General features: G+C 46.4%; 18 protein-coding genes and 1 tRNA gene. 10 read left to right on the forward strand and 9 right to left on the reverse strand.

Annotated features, from left to right (window positions below; all coding sequences use genetic code 11):
- Positions 1-26 precede the first annotated feature (26 nt).
- The 5 genes from LZG75_RS05905 to LZG75_RS12325 form a co-directional block, all read right to left on the reverse strand.
- Complete coding sequence (locus LZG75_RS05905; protein WP_233936159.1) at positions 27-1,169, reverse strand: mandelate racemase/muconate lactonizing enzyme family protein; 1,143 nt, start codon at positions 1,167-1,169, stop codon at positions 27-29.
- Between the two features lie 25 nt (positions 1,170-1,194).
- The gene (locus tag LZG75_RS05910) at positions 1,195-2,469 is read right to left on the reverse strand and encodes an NAD(P)/FAD-dependent oxidoreductase (RefSeq protein ID WP_233923952.1); all 1,275 of its coding nucleotides are present in this window, start codon (positions 2,467-2,469) and stop codon (positions 1,195-1,197) included.
- Between the two features lie 13 nt (positions 2,470-2,482).
- A complete protein-coding gene (locus LZG75_RS05915; RefSeq protein WP_233923953.1) occupies positions 2,483-2,824 on the reverse strand; it encodes a hypothetical protein in 342 nt (113 codons plus the stop codon).
- Between the two features lie 63 nt (positions 2,825-2,887).
- Entirely contained in the window at positions 2,888-3,691 is an 804-nt protein-coding gene (locus LZG75_RS05920; protein ID WP_233936161.1) for an enoyl-CoA hydratase/isomerase family protein, read from the reverse strand.
- A complete protein-coding gene (locus LZG75_RS12325; RefSeq protein ID WP_370634782.1) occupies positions 3,691-3,978 on the reverse strand; it encodes a hypothetical protein in 288 nt (95 codons plus the stop codon). Before LZG75_RS12325 ends, LZG75_RS05920 begins: the two co-directional genes overlap by 1 nt.
- A 63-nt stretch (positions 3,979-4,041) precedes the next feature.
- On the opposite strand from LZG75_RS12325, the gene LZG75_RS05930 reads away from it, so the two are divergent.
- A complete protein-coding gene (locus LZG75_RS05930; RefSeq protein WP_233923955.1) occupies positions 4,042-5,259 on the forward strand; it encodes a CaiB/BaiF CoA-transferase family protein in 1,218 nt (405 codons plus the stop codon).
- Between the two features lie 2 nt (positions 5,260-5,261).
- Here LZG75_RS05930 and hemW read toward each other — a convergent pair whose 3' ends face one another.
- The 3 genes from hemW to rph all read right to left on the reverse strand — a co-directional run bounded on the left by hemW (position 5,262) and on the right by rph (position 7,864).
- Entirely contained in the window at positions 5,262-6,425 is a 1,164-nt protein-coding gene (gene hemW / locus LZG75_RS05935) for a radical SAM family heme chaperone HemW (protein WP_233936163.1), read from the reverse strand.
- Positions 6,422-7,018, reverse strand: coding sequence for an RdgB/HAM1 family non-canonical purine NTP pyrophosphatase (gene rdgB / locus LZG75_RS05940; RefSeq protein ID WP_233923957.1), 597 nt, complete (start codon positions 7,016-7,018; stop codon positions 6,422-6,424). The genes hemW and rdgB overlap by 4 nt, the downstream gene beginning before the upstream one ends.
- Positions 7,019-7,084: 66 nt before the next feature.
- On the reverse strand, positions 7,085-7,864 hold the full coding sequence (rph, locus tag LZG75_RS05945) for a ribonuclease PH (RefSeq protein ID WP_233936166.1): 780 nt from the start codon (positions 7,862-7,864) through the stop codon (positions 7,085-7,087).
- A 50-nt stretch (positions 7,865-7,914) separates the two neighbouring features.
- On the opposite strand from rph, the gene LZG75_RS05950 reads away from it, so the two are divergent.
- The 4 genes from LZG75_RS05950 to LZG75_RS05965 all read left to right on the forward strand — a co-directional run bounded on the left by LZG75_RS05950 (position 7,915) and on the right by LZG75_RS05965 (position 12,117).
- On the forward strand, positions 7,915-8,856 hold the full coding sequence (locus LZG75_RS05950) for a YicC/YloC family endoribonuclease (protein ID WP_233936168.1): 942 nt from the start codon (positions 7,915-7,917) through the stop codon (positions 8,854-8,856).
- 2 nt (positions 8,857-8,858) lie between these two features.
- Positions 8,859-9,485, forward strand: a complete 627-nt coding sequence (gmk, locus tag LZG75_RS05955; RefSeq protein ID WP_233936170.1) for a guanylate kinase — start codon at positions 8,859-8,861, stop codon at positions 9,483-9,485.
- 43 nt (positions 9,486-9,528) lie between these two features.
- Complete coding sequence (rpoZ, locus tag LZG75_RS05960; RefSeq protein WP_233923961.1) at positions 9,529-9,732, forward strand: DNA-directed RNA polymerase subunit omega; 204 nt, start codon at positions 9,529-9,531, stop codon at positions 9,730-9,732.
- Positions 9,733-9,801: 69 nt separating this feature from the next.
- Positions 9,802-12,117 (forward strand): bifunctional (p)ppGpp synthetase/guanosine-3',5'-bis(diphosphate) 3'-pyrophosphohydrolase, encoded by a 2,316-nt coding sequence (locus tag LZG75_RS05965; protein ID WP_370634791.1) that lies wholly within the window; start codon positions 9,802-9,804, stop codon positions 12,115-12,117.
- 23 nt (positions 12,118-12,140) lie between these two features.
- On the opposite strand, the gene greB is transcribed toward LZG75_RS05965, so the two are convergent.
- Positions 12,141-12,638: a transcription elongation factor GreB gene (gene greB, locus LZG75_RS05970; protein WP_233936180.1), complete on the reverse strand. Its 498-nt coding sequence runs from the start codon at positions 12,636-12,638 to the stop codon at positions 12,141-12,143.
- Between the two features lie 18 nt (positions 12,639-12,656).
- On the opposite strand from greB, the gene LZG75_RS05975 reads away from it, so the two are divergent.
- The 5 genes from LZG75_RS05975 to LZG75_RS05995 all read left to right on the forward strand — a co-directional run bounded on the left by LZG75_RS05975 (position 12,657) and on the right by LZG75_RS05995 (position 16,343).
- Positions 12,657-12,733 (forward strand) — tRNA-Arg (locus LZG75_RS05975).
- A 52-nt stretch (positions 12,734-12,785) separates the two neighbouring features.
- Entirely contained in the window at positions 12,786-13,961 is a 1,176-nt protein-coding gene (locus LZG75_RS05980; protein WP_233936182.1) for an ABC transporter permease, read from the forward strand.
- Positions 13,961-14,716 (forward strand): ABC transporter ATP-binding protein, encoded by a 756-nt coding sequence (locus LZG75_RS05985; protein ID WP_233923965.1) that lies wholly within the window; start codon positions 13,961-13,963, stop codon positions 14,714-14,716. The genes LZG75_RS05980 and LZG75_RS05985 overlap by 1 nt, the downstream gene beginning before the upstream one ends.
- Complete coding sequence (locus LZG75_RS05990) at positions 14,713-15,663, forward strand: MlaD family protein (protein WP_233923966.1); 951 nt, start codon at positions 14,713-14,715, stop codon at positions 15,661-15,663. Before LZG75_RS05985 ends, LZG75_RS05990 begins: the two co-directional genes overlap by 4 nt.
- Positions 15,660-16,343 (forward strand): ABC-type transport auxiliary lipoprotein family protein, encoded by a 684-nt coding sequence (locus tag LZG75_RS05995; protein WP_233936184.1) that lies wholly within the window; start codon positions 15,660-15,662, stop codon positions 16,341-16,343. The genes LZG75_RS05990 and LZG75_RS05995 overlap by 4 nt, the downstream gene beginning before the upstream one ends.

Genomic DNA, 16,343 nt, shown 5'->3' on the forward strand with positions numbered 1-16,343 from the left:
GCCACTGTTAATTCTGCCTAATTTAATTAATAGTGGTGCGGCACTTGAAATTCTTTTAATGTGGCCAGGTCTGGAGTAATACCCAGTCCTGGAAGCGCATTTAAGGTGATGCAACCCTGATCAAGTTTAGGTAGTTGGGGCGCTAAAAGTTCGCGTAGCGGGTTAGGATTAGCGTCGACCTCAACAAAGCCAAAGGTATTTGCACTTGCTTTGAGATGCATTGAGGCTATTAAGCCAATGCCGCCGCCTAACCAATGAGGGCAAAACATATTTTTACTTTTCACAATCGCTTGGCCAAGTGCTACGCCGGCGCTAAAGCCGCCCCATTTACCCATATCGGGCTGCAGGATCGCAAAGGCCTTGCTCTCTATTGCATTGGTAAATTCGAGCATGCCCCGCATATTTTCCCCAGCAGCTAATGGGATGGGCGAATGTTTAGCCAATTCTTGCCAGACGCTTAAAGCACTATCTGCTGCAATGGGCTCTTCTATCCAAAAAGGTTTGTAAGCGGCCAATTGCTGAATGCATTCACTCGCCTCTGCTGGTGTCCAAGCTTGATTGGCGTCGAGCATCAGCGGTGTATCGGCGCCTAGTAAGGCCCTTAAATTAGCTAAGTTAGCAAGGTCACTTTGTGGGTCAAAACCAATTTTTAATTTAAAAGCCCGATACCCCTCCGCCCATTTTTGGGCCGTAATTTTTTCAGGGTTGCGTGGATTAATGCCTGAGGCATAGACCTGTACGGTAGGAGAGCCATTAAAAATTTGCCATAGGGGTTGCTGTAATTTTTTGCCGATTAAATCCCACAGGGCCATATCGATGCCAGCAATGACTTGGGCAATAGGGCCAGGCTCGCCGCTTTGCAAGCTTAAGATATGCAAATCTGTAGTCAGCGAAGAAAAAACTTGCTCTGGCGACGCCCACGTTTTACTGAGTAAGAGCGGGGCAGCTGCGGCTTCAAAAAGCCGTGCGCGATGCTCAGCCCCAACGGTGGGGAAATTACACCAAATTTCACCCCAGCCTAAATTGCCATCGCGATCCTCGAGCATAAGCACCAATGCGGGGCGATTATGCATGAGGCCAAATGAAGTTTGCACGGGCTCGGCAATGGGCGCACGGTAAACGATTGCATGCGCTTTAACTAAATCAATTGGGGGCAGATTCTGCAGCAAAGATCTCCCTTTACTGTAAGAGCAGTTAAGCTAAGCTATCAGCCCAGATATTTTTTGCCCAACCCCAAGCATAAATTCCTTCAAGCGTCGTTGGTTCGGGCGATAGACCGCCAGATCCAGGCACCGTTTTAAAGGTTTTTTCTGCTGCATTATATTGATGCACACTGGCTACGTGAACGACTTGTGTAGCATCGACAAAGCTATAACAAGTATTAGTCAATACTGGTGCAGAATTTACTTCTAAGTTACCCAGTTCGGCAACGATAGCTGCCGCAGCTACTTTGGCATGGGAGTTGGCCATGTGACCTGATTTAGGCATGAGCGGCGCCACTTGAATTGAATCACCCAAGACATGAATATCTTTAGCTGCGGTAGCTTCAAAATTCAGATAGTTCACTTGCACCCAGCGACCGTTGGCATTCGCAATACCACTTTTGACAGCAATATCGCCTGCGCGCATGAGGGGCAGAATATTTAAGACATCTGCCTTAACATCATCCTGCACTTCAAACTTGATCGTTTTAGTTTTTGCATCGACGCCCACAACATTATATTTTGGATGATATTCAATCATGCCTGGATATAAAGTAGCCCAAGCCTTTCTAAATAGACCTGCCTTAGAAACAATATCAGCATTAGCATCAAAAATTAAGACTTTGGATTTAGGCTTATTCTTTTTAAAGTAGCTTGCCACTTGACAGGCACGTTCGTATGGCCCAGGGGGGCAACGGAAGGGGGCTTCAGGAATGCTAATGGCATATACACCACCATCGCGCATGGCCGCAAGTTGCCGATGAAGCGCTATTGTTTCTGGGCCAGCCTTCCAAGCTTGAATGGTAACGCCGGCTTGATTCGCTTCGGCCAGACCTTTGATTTGATCCATCATCAGGTGTATACCTGGCGATACAACCAACTTGTCATACTTGATAGTCGAACCTGATGCGAGTTTGACGGTTTTTTGTTTTTGATCGATTGACTCAACCATATCTTTAATTAATTTCACCCCATGACGTTTTGATAAGTTATCGTAAGGTGACGTAATTTCTGCCATAGTGCGCGAGCCACCAATAACCAGATTTGACATCGGACAAGAAATAAAATCGGCATTGGGTTCAATTAAAGTAACTTGAGCCGTATTGTTGGAGAACATGCGAATATATTTTGCTGCTGTTGCTCCGCCATAACCCCCTCCAATAACAACAACTTGTGCTTTACTAATATTAATGGGGGCAGAAGAAGCGCATCCCGCTAGAAAGCCAGCAGAGGCAAGACTTTGACCTATAAAGTGACGTCGATTCATCTTGGCTCCTGAATTATTTTTTGCCTAGAACGCTGGCAATGGTAGTGAGTTGTTCATCGGTATAGCCTTTGGCTAATTGCGGCATGATAGTGCCTTGCTGCGCACCACTTTTATAAGCCATGAGTTTAGTTAGCATCTCGTCTTTAGTAAGCTGACCAATATTTGGCATACCACTATTGGGCACGATGACGGCATTAGTGCCATGGCAATTAGCGCAGGTGGCCGCGAGTGAACGATTGTTAAGATTACTAGCCGATGTTTGTGCAATGCTCGGCAGGCTAAGTAGGGCCAACCCGAGAAGGCCTAAGCTAAAAACCCCACTTTTGATAAGCGGCTGAAAATGGATTAAAGGCATTGGCTCCCCCACCGATAAATTTTATATTTTATAAGACGGTTTATAACAATAATTTACTGCAACTTATTGCCCTTGCCACTTAGGGTTTTCACCCGTTAAAAAAGCCGTTACCCCCACTTTAAAGTCAGCACTGCCATAGCATTCCCGAATTAAATCATCGCAATTCGGTAAATTACTTTGTGAGAGCCGTAATAAACTAAGTTTTGTTACCTTTTGCGTAATCGGCGCTAGCGATTCAAGACGCTGAGCTAAGGCAAATGCGGCAGCACTTAATTCGGCTTGTGGGTAGGTGTGCAAAATAAATCCATGGCTAAGCAACTCTGGAGCACTAATTAATTCTGCTAAAAGCAACATACGCCTAACAATGCTGGTGCCAAGTTGCGCAGTAAGCCAGGCTAAATTGCCAATCGACAGGCAATTACCGAGTGTTTTCGCAATGGGCACGCCAAACTTAGCTTCGGGCGTGGCAATACGAAAGTCGCAGCTGCTGGCAATGGCTAGGCCACCGCCAATCGCAAAGCCCTCAATCACCGCAATGGTTGGAATGCTGAGCTCTTGCAGGGGTTGCAAATAGGCTGCAATTGAAGCTTCATAACGCATCCCATCCTCACCATCTTGGTAAGTGGCGAATTGCGCAATATCACTTCCAGAGACAAATGATTTTTCGCCAACACCACGTAAAATGGCGACCCGAATCGCGGGGGTATTTTGAATTTCTTGGCAAATTGTTCGCAAACTTTCATACATTTCTTGGGTCATGGCATTGCGAGCGGCAGGGTGTTCAAAATGAATATGCGCAATTGACCCCTCAACCGCTAAAAATACGCGGGCGATATTTTTCTGCTCTGCGTTCATTACGCGACTCATTACTGCGCTTTAATACCAAGCGTTTTAACCAATTGGCGATATTTTGCAATTTCGGCAATTAAGAAAGCATTGAAAGCTGCTGGAGTTTTAGGCCCCTCGGTTTGTAAGCCCTGCGACTCACTCATTTTTGGTGCTAAGGCTCGAGCAACGATATCTGTACCGCCACCTGGCGCAAAGCCCACAATTAAGCGAATGGGCTTAGTGGGATAGCCTTGTGCGTTTGCAGGCAAAGTACCCAAACCAAGCAGAGCAATGGCTAAAAGAGCAGTCATGCGCAAGCTATTCATCTTCTTCCTTGTAAATGATTTATATTAATCAGCTTATTCTATTCCCTCAAAGTAAAGCACTGCATGATTAATTCAGGTGCCACCAAACCTCTTCCTTTAGCCGGGGTCCGTGTATTAGATGTAAGCCAAGTGATGGCTGGGCCATACAGCTGCATGTTATTGGCTGACTTAGGCGCCGATGTGATCAAAATTGAACCACCCGGTACTGGCGATCAAACGCGGGGCGCGATGGGCTTCAAAATGAAAGGCGCCGATAGCATGGGTTTTTTAAACATGAATCGGAATAAGCGCAGCGTTGCGCTGAATTTAAAAAGTTCAGCAGGGCGGGCAGTATTTTTACGTTTGGTAAAAACAGCAGATATCTTGGTTGAAAATTATCGGCCTGGTGTCATGAAAAGATTAGGTATTGATTACGCGGTTTTGCATGAAGTGAATCCCGCATTAATTTACGCCAGTATTTCTGGGTTTGGTCAAACAGGTCCTTGGGCCGATCGCCCTGGATTTGATTTAATGGCTCAAGCCATGTCGGGCGTGATGAGTGTCACGGGGTATCCCGATGGACCACCAGTTAAAGCAGGGGTGCCGGTGGCTGATATTGGTTGCGCTTTGTTTGCGACGTATGCAATTTTGGCTGCTTATATTGGCCGCACAAAAAGTGGCGAAGGTCAATTTATTGATGCCTCGTTGTTTGATGCAGCACTGGCTTTTTCGATTTGGGATACTGCGCAATACTGGGGCACAGGAGTTGAGCCTTATAAACTAGGCACGGCAAATCATATGAGCGCACCTTATCAAGCGCTGAAAGCGGCTGATGGTTATTTTGTGATGGGTGCAACGAACCAAAAATTATGGAGTTTGTTATGCGCCAAAATTGGCCGTCCTGAATTATGTGACGATGCCCGTTTTATGACGAACCCTTTGCGTTTAGCTAATCGCCTAGAGCTCGTAGCTGAATTAGAAAAAACATTTATTACCCGTGCGAGTACTGAGTGGGTTGAGCTATTACTTGCCGAAGGGATTCCTGCGGGACCCATTAATACCTACCCCGAAGCGTTTGATAGCGCTCATGGTAAACACCGGCAAATGCGCATTGAAATCGACCATCCCATAGAAGGCAAGGTACCGAATATTGGCTTTGCAGTGAAGTTATCGGCTACACCACAACAAGTGAGAATGCCTCCGCCATTATTGGGCGAGCACACCGCGAGCATTTTGGCCGAGTTAGGCGTGAACGAAGTTGAACTTGCAAGCTTAACTGCCGATGGTGCTTTTCAGCCTTAAGTTTAAGGTGATTTTAAGAACAGTTCTTGCAAATCATTCAAGTACTGCAAACCCAGGGCAGTAGGTTTGATGGTGGTGGGGTGGCTATCAAGCAAACCCTTAGCAGTGGCTCGCTCTATTTCCTTGCCAATCGTTTGGAGCGATAAGCCGGTGCGTTCAGCAAAACTAGTGGTGGCGACACCAGCGGTTAAACGGAGTGCATTCAACATAAATTCAAAGGGGATTTCACTTGGAGTAAGTTCGCGGGTTTCAATCAGTGCATGGCCTTGGGTTTCCATAGCGTGCATATACGTTTCTGGATGTCGTTCGCGTACTTGACGCGTAATTGAATGGGGCAGCGAAATTTTGCCATGGGCACCAGCACCAATGCCAATATAGTCGCCAAATTGCCAATAATTGAGATTATGTTTACAGGCCTGCTGAGGTTTACTGTAGGCTGAGACCTCATACCGTGCATAACCTGCATCGGTAAGCAGAGCAAGATTATTTTCAAAAATAGCGTCACTGTCATCTTCATTGGGTAGCACGGGAGGTTGGCTGGCGAATAAAGTATTCGGCTCTAAGGTAAGGTGGTAGAGCGAAAGATGAGTGGGGTTAAAGGCCAGTGCCGTGCGTAAATCTACAGTAGCATCGGCGCAGGTTTGTTGCGGCAAGGCATACATTAAGTCAAGATTAACGGCTTGAAAATGAGTCTGGGCAATTTCAATCGCGCGCTTAGCTTGGTTGCCATTGTGAATACGGCCTAAAGCCTGAAGCTGAGCGTCATGAAAGCTCTGAATGCCCAGTGAGATGCGATTGATGCCAGTACCAGCAAAGGCCGCAAACTTAGCTGCTTCAACTGAGCCAGGGTTAGCTTCGAGGGTAATTTCAGCCGCAGGATCGAGCGGCACTAAGGCCCGAATGCTCGAGAGCAACCAGTCTATGCCAGCGGGAGAAATTAAACTAGGGGTGCCACCGCCAATAAAAATGGTTTGAACTTTACGACCCCAAATTCGGGGTAATTCGGTTTGTAGGTCTTGAATGAGCGCGCGGAGGTAGCGCGCTTCATCAAAACCTGTATCTTTAATCTGATGTGAATTGAAATCACAATAAGGACATTTTTTTTCACACCAGGGAAAATGAATATAGAGCGATAAGGGTGGAAGGGCGGCGAGTTTTATGGTCATGCCAAGTTGGCGAGTAATTGCTGTAAGGCTTGTCCGCGATGACTAAGGCGATTTTTTTCGGCTGGCAATAGTTCCGCAGCTGTTTTCCCTAAGTTTGGTAAATAAAAATAGGGATCGTAACCAAAGCCATTGGTACCACGTGGTTGATCAATGATTTCGCCATCCCAGCGGCACTCGACAATGAGCGGCTTAGGGTCGGTGGCTGTGCGAACTAAAACTAGTGCACAGACATAATGAGCAGCGCGATTAACTTGATTTTTTAATTCAGCCAAGAGCTTGGCATTGTTGCGCTCGTCATTAGCGGGCTCATATTTATTAGAAGCGTAACGCGCTGAGTGAACTCCAGGGCGGTTATTAAGGGCGCTGACACAAATTCCCGAGTCGTCTGCGAGCGTTGGCAAGCCACTGAGCTGGCTTGCATGCCGTGCTTTAGCAAGGGCATTTTCAGTAAAAGTAAAAAAAGGTTCTGCAGCAGCGGGTATTCCTAAGTCGGCTTGGGATTGCACGGTAATGTTCAGTGGCGCTAATAATTGGCGAAACTCGCGAACTTTACCAGTATTGTGAGACGCGATTAATAGTTGCGTAAGCTGCATCAACAATTTGTTTAGTGGAATGAATAAAATGGTTTATTGATCTTGTTACTCAGTTTTAATCCATAATTAATGCGGATTAAGCGGGTGGCTCAGGGCAATTTTTTGCTGCTCAATTAATAGTTGAATACCGTGTTGGGCTAAATCGAGCAACGCATTTAACTCTTTTCGCGAAAATGCTGGGCCTTCTGCGGTACCCTGGACTTCGATCATGCCCCCTTGCCCATTCATCACTACATTCATATCGGTATCGCAAGATGAGTCTTCGGCGTAATCCAAATCTAATACTGCTATACCTTGATAAATACCCACCGAAATAGCGGCGATACTATCCTGAATTGGATCTAGCTGAGGCTCAGGGCTTATTTTCCCACTTTGAATTAATTGGTTGACGGCATCGCGGGCGGCAACATAGGCACCCGTAATAGCAGCAGTGCGGGTGCCCCCATCGGCTTGTAAGACATCACAATCTAAATGAATCGTGCGTTCGCCCAGTAGCTTTAAGTTAAATACACTACGCAATGCACGTCCAATTAGGCGCTGAATTTCTTGGGTACGACCACTTTGTTTGCCGCGCGCTGCCTCACGATCGCCGCGGGTATGGGTAGCCCGTGGCAGCATGCCATATTCTGCTGTAACCCAGCCTTCGCCAGAACCTTTTTTATGCGGGGGTACGCGCTCCAAAATACTAGCAGTACAGAGTACCTTGGTGTCACCAAATGCAACTAACACCGACCCTTCAGCGTGCTTAGTAAAGCCACGGGTAATTGTCACTTGGCGCAGTTGATTCGGTTGCCGGTGGCTTGGACGCTGGCTAATTTGGCTTGGTTGGCTAGTGCTAGAGCTCATAGCTTTAATTCCTTAGTTGGAGAAGATAATTTAGTAATTACAATGCCTACATGATATCGAGCATGACAGGTTATGGTAGCGCTTCACGGCAAGTATCCCTTGGCGCAGGGATAGTAGCCGATTTGCAGCTAGAGGTGCGGGCGGTGAATAGCCGCTTTTTAGACCTCAGCTTTCGTTTGCCCGATGAGTGTCGCGCCGCCGAGCCTGCTTTGCGCGAGCTGGCAGTTCAGCAATTGACTCGCGGCAAAGTAGAGTTTAGGGCAGTTTGGCGTATTAATTCCAGCGGTAAGTCAACTACTGCAACTGCGGAAGTCAGCCAAAGCCTTAGTCAAGAACGCTGCAACGCCTTGCAAGTCCTTGCCGCTCAAGTACAGACCCAGTTTACGAATGCAGCCCCTTTGAGCGTTGCCGATGTATTACGTTGGCCTGGTATGGTTAGCGAGCCGCGAGGCGATGAAGAAGTATGGGTAGCAGCTACGTTAGCTGCAGGCACCGCAGCGTTGCAAGCTTTAGTGGAAACGCGAGCTGCCGAAGGCCAGGCACTAGCGGCAGTGTTACAGCAGATTACGACCCAAATGCGTTTGATTGTTGAACAAATCGAACCGCAAATTCCTGAGTTTGTGCAGCAATATCAACTGAAGCTAACCGCGCGCTTAACCGAAGCTCTAGCTAGCCAAGCAAGTTCAGGTCAACATGCGCCAGCTATTGCGGCCGAAGTATTGGAGCGTATTCGCCAAGAAGTAGTGCTCTACGCCGTGCGCATCGATGTAGCCGAGGAATTTGCGCGCTTAAAAACCCATTTTCAAGCAGTAGAGACCGCCTTAAAGGCCAAAGGGCCGGTTGGCAAACGACTGGATTTTTTAATGCAAGAATTGAATCGCGAAGCCAATACCCTTAGTTCTAAATCTGCGGCAGTCGCCTGCACTTCAGCTGCTTTAGAATTAAAGCTCCTCATTGAGCAAATGCGTGAACAAGTACAAAATTTAGAATAATCATGAATGCGAATACTTACCAAGGCAGCATGCTAATGATTGTGGCTCCATCGGGCGCAGGAAAATCGTCGTTGGTACAGGCCTTATTACAAAGCGATGCCAGCGTCAAATTATCTTTGTCGACTACAACCCGAGCGCCGCGGGTAGGTGAAATACATGGCCAGGATTATCACTTTGTTACTGAAACAGAATTTATGCAGCAGCGGGCAAATGAAGATTTTTTAGAATGGGCTGAAGTGCATGATCATTTTTACGGCACTTCCCGTTCCTGGCTTGCGGCGCAAATGCAGGCGGGTAGTGATGTGATTTTAGAAATTGACTGGCAGGGCGCTCAACAGATTCGGCAATTGATTCCCGCGGCGCAGTGGATTTTTATTTTCCCACCCTCATTTGAGGCCCTTGAAGCGCGTCTGCGAAAACGCGGCAAAGATGATGAGCAGACTATTGAACGACGTTTAGCTGCGGCGCATCTCGAACTGCAACATGCAGCCGAGGCTGATTTCATTGTGATTAACGACTCTTTTGAGCAGGCTCTAGCTGATTTAAGGAGTATTTTGGCGGCTACTCGCCTGCGCACCACTGCGGTGATGGCGCGCAACCCAACCCTTTTGAGGCGCCTCGGGGTGTAATCAGGTATCCTATAGGCATTAACCCTAAATAAGTGAGTTCAGCATGGCCCGAATTACCGTAGAAGATTGCATGAAAACCATTCCCAATCGTTTTGAACTCGTGTTGGCAGCAACCTATCGTGCGCGCCAATTAGTTCAAGGTCACTCTCCCCGAGTTGAGTCTAAAGATAAAGCCACCGTTGTAGCTTTGCGTGAAGTAGCTGCAGGCGTGACCGACCGGGATATGTTGACCAAAGTACCGCTGTAATTTGAAAGCCCCGCTGTGGCGCCTGCGCTAACCACAACGGGAGATCAGGGTAAGCGCTCGTCTAGCGAGATTGGCGACGTCTTACTTAGTAGCACGAGTGCCTCGCCTGAGGTAGTTGCTGAAACCAGTTCTAAAAAATCGATTATTGCTTCGCTGCTAACGCAGTCGAGTCGCTATCTGTTTGGCCCCACTTCACAACCCCAGTTGCCACCCAAGCAACAAGTGGTTTCCATTGCGGCTCTCACCGACAAACTGAGTTATTTAAAACCGAATGAACGTGAGCTCATTAAAAAAGCCTTTCATTTTGCTGATGCAGCCCATTTAGGACAATATCGTCAAAGTGGCGAACCTTACATTACCCATCCACTTGCTGTAGCTGAGTTATGTGCTATTTGGCGCTTGGATGCTTTATCGATCATGGCAGCTTTATTGCATGACGTGATTGAAGATACCGGTAGCACTCAAGCTGATTTAATTACAACCTTTGGATCTAAGGTAGCTGAACTAGTTGAAGGTCTGACCAAATTAGATAAATTAGAATTTCAAAGTCATGCTGAAGCGCAGGCTGAAAGTTTCCGCAAAATGTTTATGGCAATGGCGCGCGACGTACGTGTAATCTTGGTGAAGCTGGCCGATCGTACGCACAACATGCGTACCTTAGACGCGATGCCTTTAGAAAAACGCCATCGCGCCGCTTTAGAAACGATGGAAATTTATGCCCCCATTGCCCATCGTCTAGGCCTCAATTTAATTTATCGCGATTTACAAGACTTAGGTTTTCAATATTCGATGCCGCTACGTTTTCGAGTAATTGAAAAGGCAGTGAAGAAGGCGCGCGGTAATCGCAAGGAAATGGTTGAGAAGATTTTGGATACTACGCGCAGAACATTTGCTAAAGCAAAAATTGAAGTTGACTTACATGGGCGCGAAAAAACCCTCTTTAGTATTTACAGCAAAATGAAATCAAAGCACTTGAATTTTTCCCAAGTGCTTGATGTTTATGCATTTCGGGTGACTGTGCAATCGATTGATGACTGTTATCGGGCTTTAGGGGTTTTGCATGCTTTATATAAGCCCATGCCTGGTAAATTTAAAGACTACATTGCTATTCCAAAGCTCAATGGCTATCAATCGATTCATACTACTTTAGTAGGGCCGTCGGGCGTTCCGGTGGAGTTTCAAATTCGCACGATAGATATGCATGCCATTGCTGAGGCAGGAGTAGCGGCACATTGGGCTTATAAAGATGGCTCGCCTGAGCTGAGTGAGGTACAAAATCGAGCACACCAATGGTTGCAATCACTAATCGATATTCAAGACAGTACTGGTGATTCGCAAGAATTTTTAGAACACGTTAAGATTGATTTATTTCCTGATGCAGTTTATGTTTTTACGCCAAAAGGTCAAATTCGTGCGCTGCCACGAGGCGCCACCGCACTCGATTTTGCTTATTCAATTCACAGTGAATTAGGTAACACCTGTGTTGCAGTAAAAATTAATAGTATGCAATTACCCTTGCGTAGTGAGTTACGTAATGGCGATATTGTTGAGGTTATTACCTCACCGCAGTCACAACCTAATCCAGGTTGGTTAAGTTTTGTGCGCACCGGTAAAGCGCGCGCAGCCTTACGTCATGCCCTTAAAACCAAGCATTACGCTGAGTCTTTGCAATTGGGTGAGCGCCTATTAGCCAATGCACTTAGACAGCAAGAGGTGGATGTGGGTCTTCTTACTGAAGCGATATGGACCCGCTTATTGCACTGGACTGGCGATAGAAATCGTAATGAGGTGTGTGTCAATATTGCTTTGGGTCGACGCTCGCCACAAGAATTAGCGATGCGTTTGAAAATTTTATTGGCTGAAGACTCGGGCGCTGAGCAAATGGTTTTAGGGGTTAGTAATTTTGTTTTGCCGCAACCAGAAATTCGTCATCATGCAATTTTGGTGGATGGGCGCGAGGGGATGTCGACTAGTTTTCAATCGTGTTGTCACCCCATCCCTGGCGATAACATTATTGGCTATCTTGGTAAGGGTGAAGGTTTGCAAATTCATATTAGCGATTGTCAACATGCTTTACGTATGCTGTCTAAAGATCCTGATAAGTGGGTTGAAGTGGAGTGGAGTAAAGATGTGCATCGTGAGTTTGAAGTGGATTTAGTGCTAGATACACGCCAAGGAAAGGGTGTTCTAGCTCGGGTTGCTAGTAGTATTACCGCGGCTGACGCTAACATTATGAATGTATCGATGGAAGATCCGTACAAAGAAGATGCTGTATCGATGCGCTTCACCATTCAAGTATCTGATCGCTTGCACTTATCGCGGGTGATGCGCAGCTTACACAATAATGCAGATGTCATGCGCGTTATACGCAGTCGGCAAACCTAAGTAGATCAAGATTCGTTGATGGACTAATAGTTCACTTCAATAATTTCAATGGTTCTTGGTCCCGTTGGCGTTTGAATGACTACTTCATCGCCCACCCTCGCTTTAATTAAGGCCTTGGCAATAGGGGAAACCCAACTCACATGACCTTGTTCTAAATTTACTTCATCCACCCCGACAATTTTAATGGTGGTTTCGTCGATTCCTTGTTTTGGGTCACTTTCTAGATAAGTAACGGTAGCACCGAAAAACACCTGAGCATCATCAGTTTCACCCAATTTTCGTGCGGCATTATCAATGACTAAGGCACATTCAAGGCGCTGATTAAGAAAGCGAATACGTCGATCAATTTCCCGTAAGCGTTTTTTGCCATAAATATAGTCTCCATTTTCGGAGCGATCGCCATTCGAAGCTGCCCAATGCACAATTTGCACAATTTCTGGCCGCGCCTGATTTAATAGGTGTAAGAGCTCAGTTTTGAGGCGCTCATGACCGTCTGGCGTAATGTAGTTCTTTTCTTCCATGGCATAATTGTGCCTGTTGCGGCTGTAGCTCAGTTGGATAGAGTACTTGGCTACGAACCAAGGGGTCGTGGGTTCAATTCCTGCCAGCCGCACCATTCTGATTCGTAGCACCATGGGGTAGGGGGCGTGATCCCTTATAGTTGCACTATGAGCAAGATTGCCATCGATGCGGGCCAGCCACCGCTAGCCTCCCCAGCGGTTTTAACCATTGTGAATGACTCACGCGCCAGCTTGCTTTTGAGTGGCACCTTGAATATTTACGCCTTAGGAGCAGTTTGGTCGCCTATTCGCGCTGCTCAAAACGCCTGGTTGACCACCGGCGCTAGCCAGCAAAAAACACTGGAAGTGGATGCTAGTCAAATTGAGTCACTCGACGGGGCAGGAATTGCTTTTTTAATAGACGTGCAAGAGGCGCAAATGAATGCCAAGGCGGTCTTTACGATGCCGAACTTAGCAGCACGCTATCAACCTTTATTAAAACAGTTTGATCCTATTGGCAAACTATTTCCAGCGCCACAAGTTGTTCCAGCACAAAGCCCAATTGAAGCAACCGGTAAGGCTGCTTATTCGCTTTGGCAAGATACGGTGGCTTTAATTACTTTTGCTGGACACGTTGTAGCCGATTTAGTTTGGTCATTACGCTACCCACGTCAAGTACGTTGGGGCGATTTTATTAATGCCGCTGTGCAAGCGGGCTTAGCGGCATTGCCGATTGTAGGATTGGTAGCTTTTTTAATTGGGGTGATTTTGTCTTTTCAATCGGCTATTGGCATGCAAAAGTTCGGTGCAGTGACTTTTGTCGGCCCCCTAGTGGCTTTAGGCGTTTTTCGTGAATTAGGCCCCCTCATTACTGCCATCTTATTAGCGGGACGGTCATCGGCAGCATTTGCCGCTGAAATTGGTACGATGACGGTCAATAGCGAGGTAGATGCATTGGTCAGTGGCGGTCTTAGTCCAGTGCGATTTTTGGTTATACCGCGGGTGCTAGCGGGTATTTTAGTGGCGCCGATTCTGACCCTCTATGCTGATATTGTGGCGATCTTGGCATCGGCCATAACCATGACTGCCTATGGCGTGCCCTTTATTAATTTTTACAACGGTACACTGACTATGGTCGGCACTGAAGATATCTTATCGGGCCTACTGAAGTCCCTGTTATTTGGGACTGTAGTTTCGAGTGTGGGCTGCTTACGTGGTATGCAAACTGGCAACGGTGCCGCAGCGGTAGGAATTTCTGCCACATCAGCTGTAGTTAGCAGTATTGTTTTAATTGTGTTAGTTGATGGGGTTTTTGCCTACATCTCCTATCGGACGGGATTCTAATGTTAGCCCTCGAAGCAAAAAATCTCACCATTGGCTATGGCACAAGAGTGCTTTTGCAAAATCTCAACTTCAGCGTTAATTTCGGTGAAATTTTTATTATTTTGGGTGGTTCGGGGTGCGGTAAGTCAAGCTTACTTAAAAATCTATTTGGTTTATATCGCCCGATGGGGGGTGATGTCTTAATTGAGGGGCAGGACATTACGCATGCTTATGGTGCAGAGTTGCAGCGCATCATGACGAGTTTTGGGGTGATGTATCAGCAAGGCGCCTTATTTGGCTCCATGAATTTATTGGATAACGTCAAACTCTTTATGGAGGAGTACACCAGCCTAGATGATAGACAAATGGATTTATTGGCCCGCTGCAAACTCGATTTAGTGGGTTTACTACCGTTTGCAAACTATATGCCCAGTGAAATTAGTGGCGGCATGCAAAAAAGAGCGGCGATTGCTCGCGCGATGGCATTAGACCCTAAAATACTCTTTTTAGATGAACCTTCGGCTGGTTTGGATCCTATTACCTCTGCTGACTTAGATCGGACGATTTTAGATTTATCGAAAAATCTCGGCATCACCTTTGTGATTGTGTCGCATGAGCTAGCTAGTATTTATGCGATTGCTGATCGGGTCATTATGTTAGATGGAGCCACTAAAAGTATCATTGCGGAAGGCGACCCCAAGCTATTACGGGATCAAAGTTCCGATCCCCGTGTGCATCAATTCTTTAATCGAATCATGAGCAAGGAAGCGGTATGAGTAATTCCAACCCCAATTATTTTCGTTTAGGCCTATTTGTTTTTGGCGGTTTAGCGGCTCTTGTGGCAGTTATTCTAATTTTTGGCTCGGGTCAGTTCTTTAAAAAATCTTTTATTGTAGAAACCTATGTCGAGAAATCGGTAACGGGTTTAGATGTGGGCGCCGATGTGCGTTTTCGCGGCGTGAAACTAGGGCAAGTAACGGCAATTTTATTATCTGGCAGAGTTTATGAAAATGAAATTAAATTAGATGATCGCAAAGAATATGTGATCGTGCGGATGCGCATTTTGGGAGACCCTAACGAATTACTGAATAACGTCAATAGCTTGGTAGCCATTGATTTGCGCGCGCGGATAAAAAGCATGGGCATTACAGGCGTAAATTATGTTGAGTTTGATTATTATCCAGACTATAAAAATTATCCAACACTGCCCTATACCTGGACACCAGAATATGCTGTTATTCCATCCTTACCAAGTCAAACGGAGCAATTATTAGCAGGCTTGCAAGGGTTAATGCTGAAGCTCGATCAGACTGACTTTGCTTCAACCCAGCGTAAGTTTGATGCTTTACTAACGAACTTAAACTCCATTTTGACGGGCGATGGTAAAGCGAATGCCGGTATTGTGCAATCGGTTCAAGATTTAAATATCTTGCTTACTAAAGTCAATCAAGTGACTAACAGCGAAGAGCTGCAAGTCTTAATGCGGGAAATTATTGCTTCAGCAATTACCCTACGGCAAATGCTCGGCTCGGTTCAAGGCGATACAGCATTGTCAGTCGAAAATATTAAACAAGCTAGCACGCAATTGAACGACCTCACTCGAATTATTAGTCAAAGCCCCAGTTCTTTAATTTGGTCTGAGCCGCCCGCAAAAATTATTTTGCCGACAAATGGCACGCAAGGTGGTACGCCAGGCGCAATCACGGCAGGAGGTCAGAAATGATTTTTACACCACTGCAACAATTTCCTTGGCAAGGTCGACGATCACTGCGAAGTGCTGGCTTAGTACTCATTGCCAGTGCCTGTGTAGTTTTGTTTAATGCGTGCGCTCCAACTAAGCCGGCTGAGCAAACCTCCGATTGGCTCGTATCAGTTAAGCGAAGTGGCGAGCCTCGTAAACCCATCTCACCAGTTTGGTTGAAGGTGGGAACGATTAGTGTGACAGCACCCTTTGACGGTAAGTCACTAGTTTACCGACTGAGTGAGGGGCGCTACGATAAAGATTTTTATAATGCCTATATTGCCTTGCCCAATGAAATGTTTGCTAACGCTACACGTACTTGGTTAAACGATGCGGGTGTATTTCGTTTAACCGTTGATCAAAGTAATAGTTTTTTCCCGTATTACACTTTACAAGCTCACGTTGAAGAATTTTATGGTGATTACCGAACAAAGCCTGAAGCAGTTGTGACCATTCAATATTTTTTAAGCGCTGCAAGTACTTCAAAAGCAGCTAATCCAGTTATTTTTACGCCACGCTACAGCCAACGCATTGCCTTGGCTGATAATAGTCGGGCGGCGTTAATGCAGGGTTACCAACAAGCGCTGACGGCAATTTTGCAGCAACTAGAAGCCGATTTTTATCAAAAAAATCTGCAGCTACCCACCCCTTTAGGAAAGTAA

Source organism: Polynucleobacter sp. IMCC30063, from assembly GCF_021395235.1.
Lineage (GTDB): Bacteria > Pseudomonadota > Gammaproteobacteria > Burkholderiales > Burkholderiaceae > Polynucleobacter.

Bases quoted from the DNA above. Each gene is read 5' to 3' on its own strand.
- LZG75_RS05910 (WP_233923952.1), bottom strand. From the start codon at position 2,469: ATGAATCGACGTCACTTTATAGGTCAAAGTCTTGCCTCTGCTGGCTTT.
- LZG75_RS05915 (WP_233923953.1), bottom strand. From the start codon at position 2,824: ATGCCTTTAATCCATTTTCAGCCGCTTATCAAAAGTGGGGTTTTTAGC.
- LZG75_RS05920 (WP_233936161.1), bottom strand. From the start codon at position 3,691: ATGAGTCGCGTAATGAACGCAGAGCAGAAAAATATCGCCCGCGTATTT.
- LZG75_RS12325 (WP_370634782.1), bottom strand. From the start codon at position 3,978: ATGAATAGCTTGCGCATGACTGCTCTTTTAGCCATTGCTCTGCTTGGT.
- LZG75_RS05930 (WP_233923955.1), top strand. From the start codon at position 4,042: ATGATTAATTCAGGTGCCACCAAACCTCTTCCTTTAGCCGGGGTCCGT.
- hemW (WP_233936163.1), bottom strand. From the start codon at position 6,425: ATGACCATAAAACTCGCCGCCCTTCCACCCTTATCGCTCTATATTCAT.
- rdgB (WP_233923957.1), bottom strand. From the start codon at position 7,018: ATGCAGCTTACGCAACTATTAATCGCGTCTCACAATACTGGTAAAGTT.
- rph (WP_233936166.1), bottom strand. From the start codon at position 7,864: ATGAGCTCTAGCACTAGCCAACCAAGCCAAATTAGCCAGCGTCCAAGC.
- LZG75_RS05950 (WP_233936168.1), top strand. From the start codon at position 7,915: ATGATATCGAGCATGACAGGTTATGGTAGCGCTTCACGGCAAGTATCC.
- gmk (WP_233936170.1), top strand. From the start codon at position 8,859: ATGAATGCGAATACTTACCAAGGCAGCATGCTAATGATTGTGGCTCCA.
- rpoZ (WP_233923961.1), top strand. From the start codon at position 9,529: ATGGCCCGAATTACCGTAGAAGATTGCATGAAAACCATTCCCAATCGT.
- greB (WP_233936180.1), bottom strand. From the start codon at position 12,638: ATGGAAGAAAAGAACTACATTACGCCAGACGGTCATGAGCGCCTCAAA.
- LZG75_RS05980 (WP_233936182.1), top strand. From the start codon at position 12,786: ATGAGCAAGATTGCCATCGATGCGGGCCAGCCACCGCTAGCCTCCCCA.
- LZG75_RS05985 (WP_233923965.1), top strand. From the start codon at position 13,961: ATGTTAGCCCTCGAAGCAAAAAATCTCACCATTGGCTATGGCACAAGA.
- LZG75_RS05990 (WP_233923966.1), top strand. From the start codon at position 14,713: ATGAGTAATTCCAACCCCAATTATTTTCGTTTAGGCCTATTTGTTTTT.
- LZG75_RS05995 (WP_233936184.1), top strand. From the start codon at position 15,660: ATGATTTTTACACCACTGCAACAATTTCCTTGGCAAGGTCGACGATCA.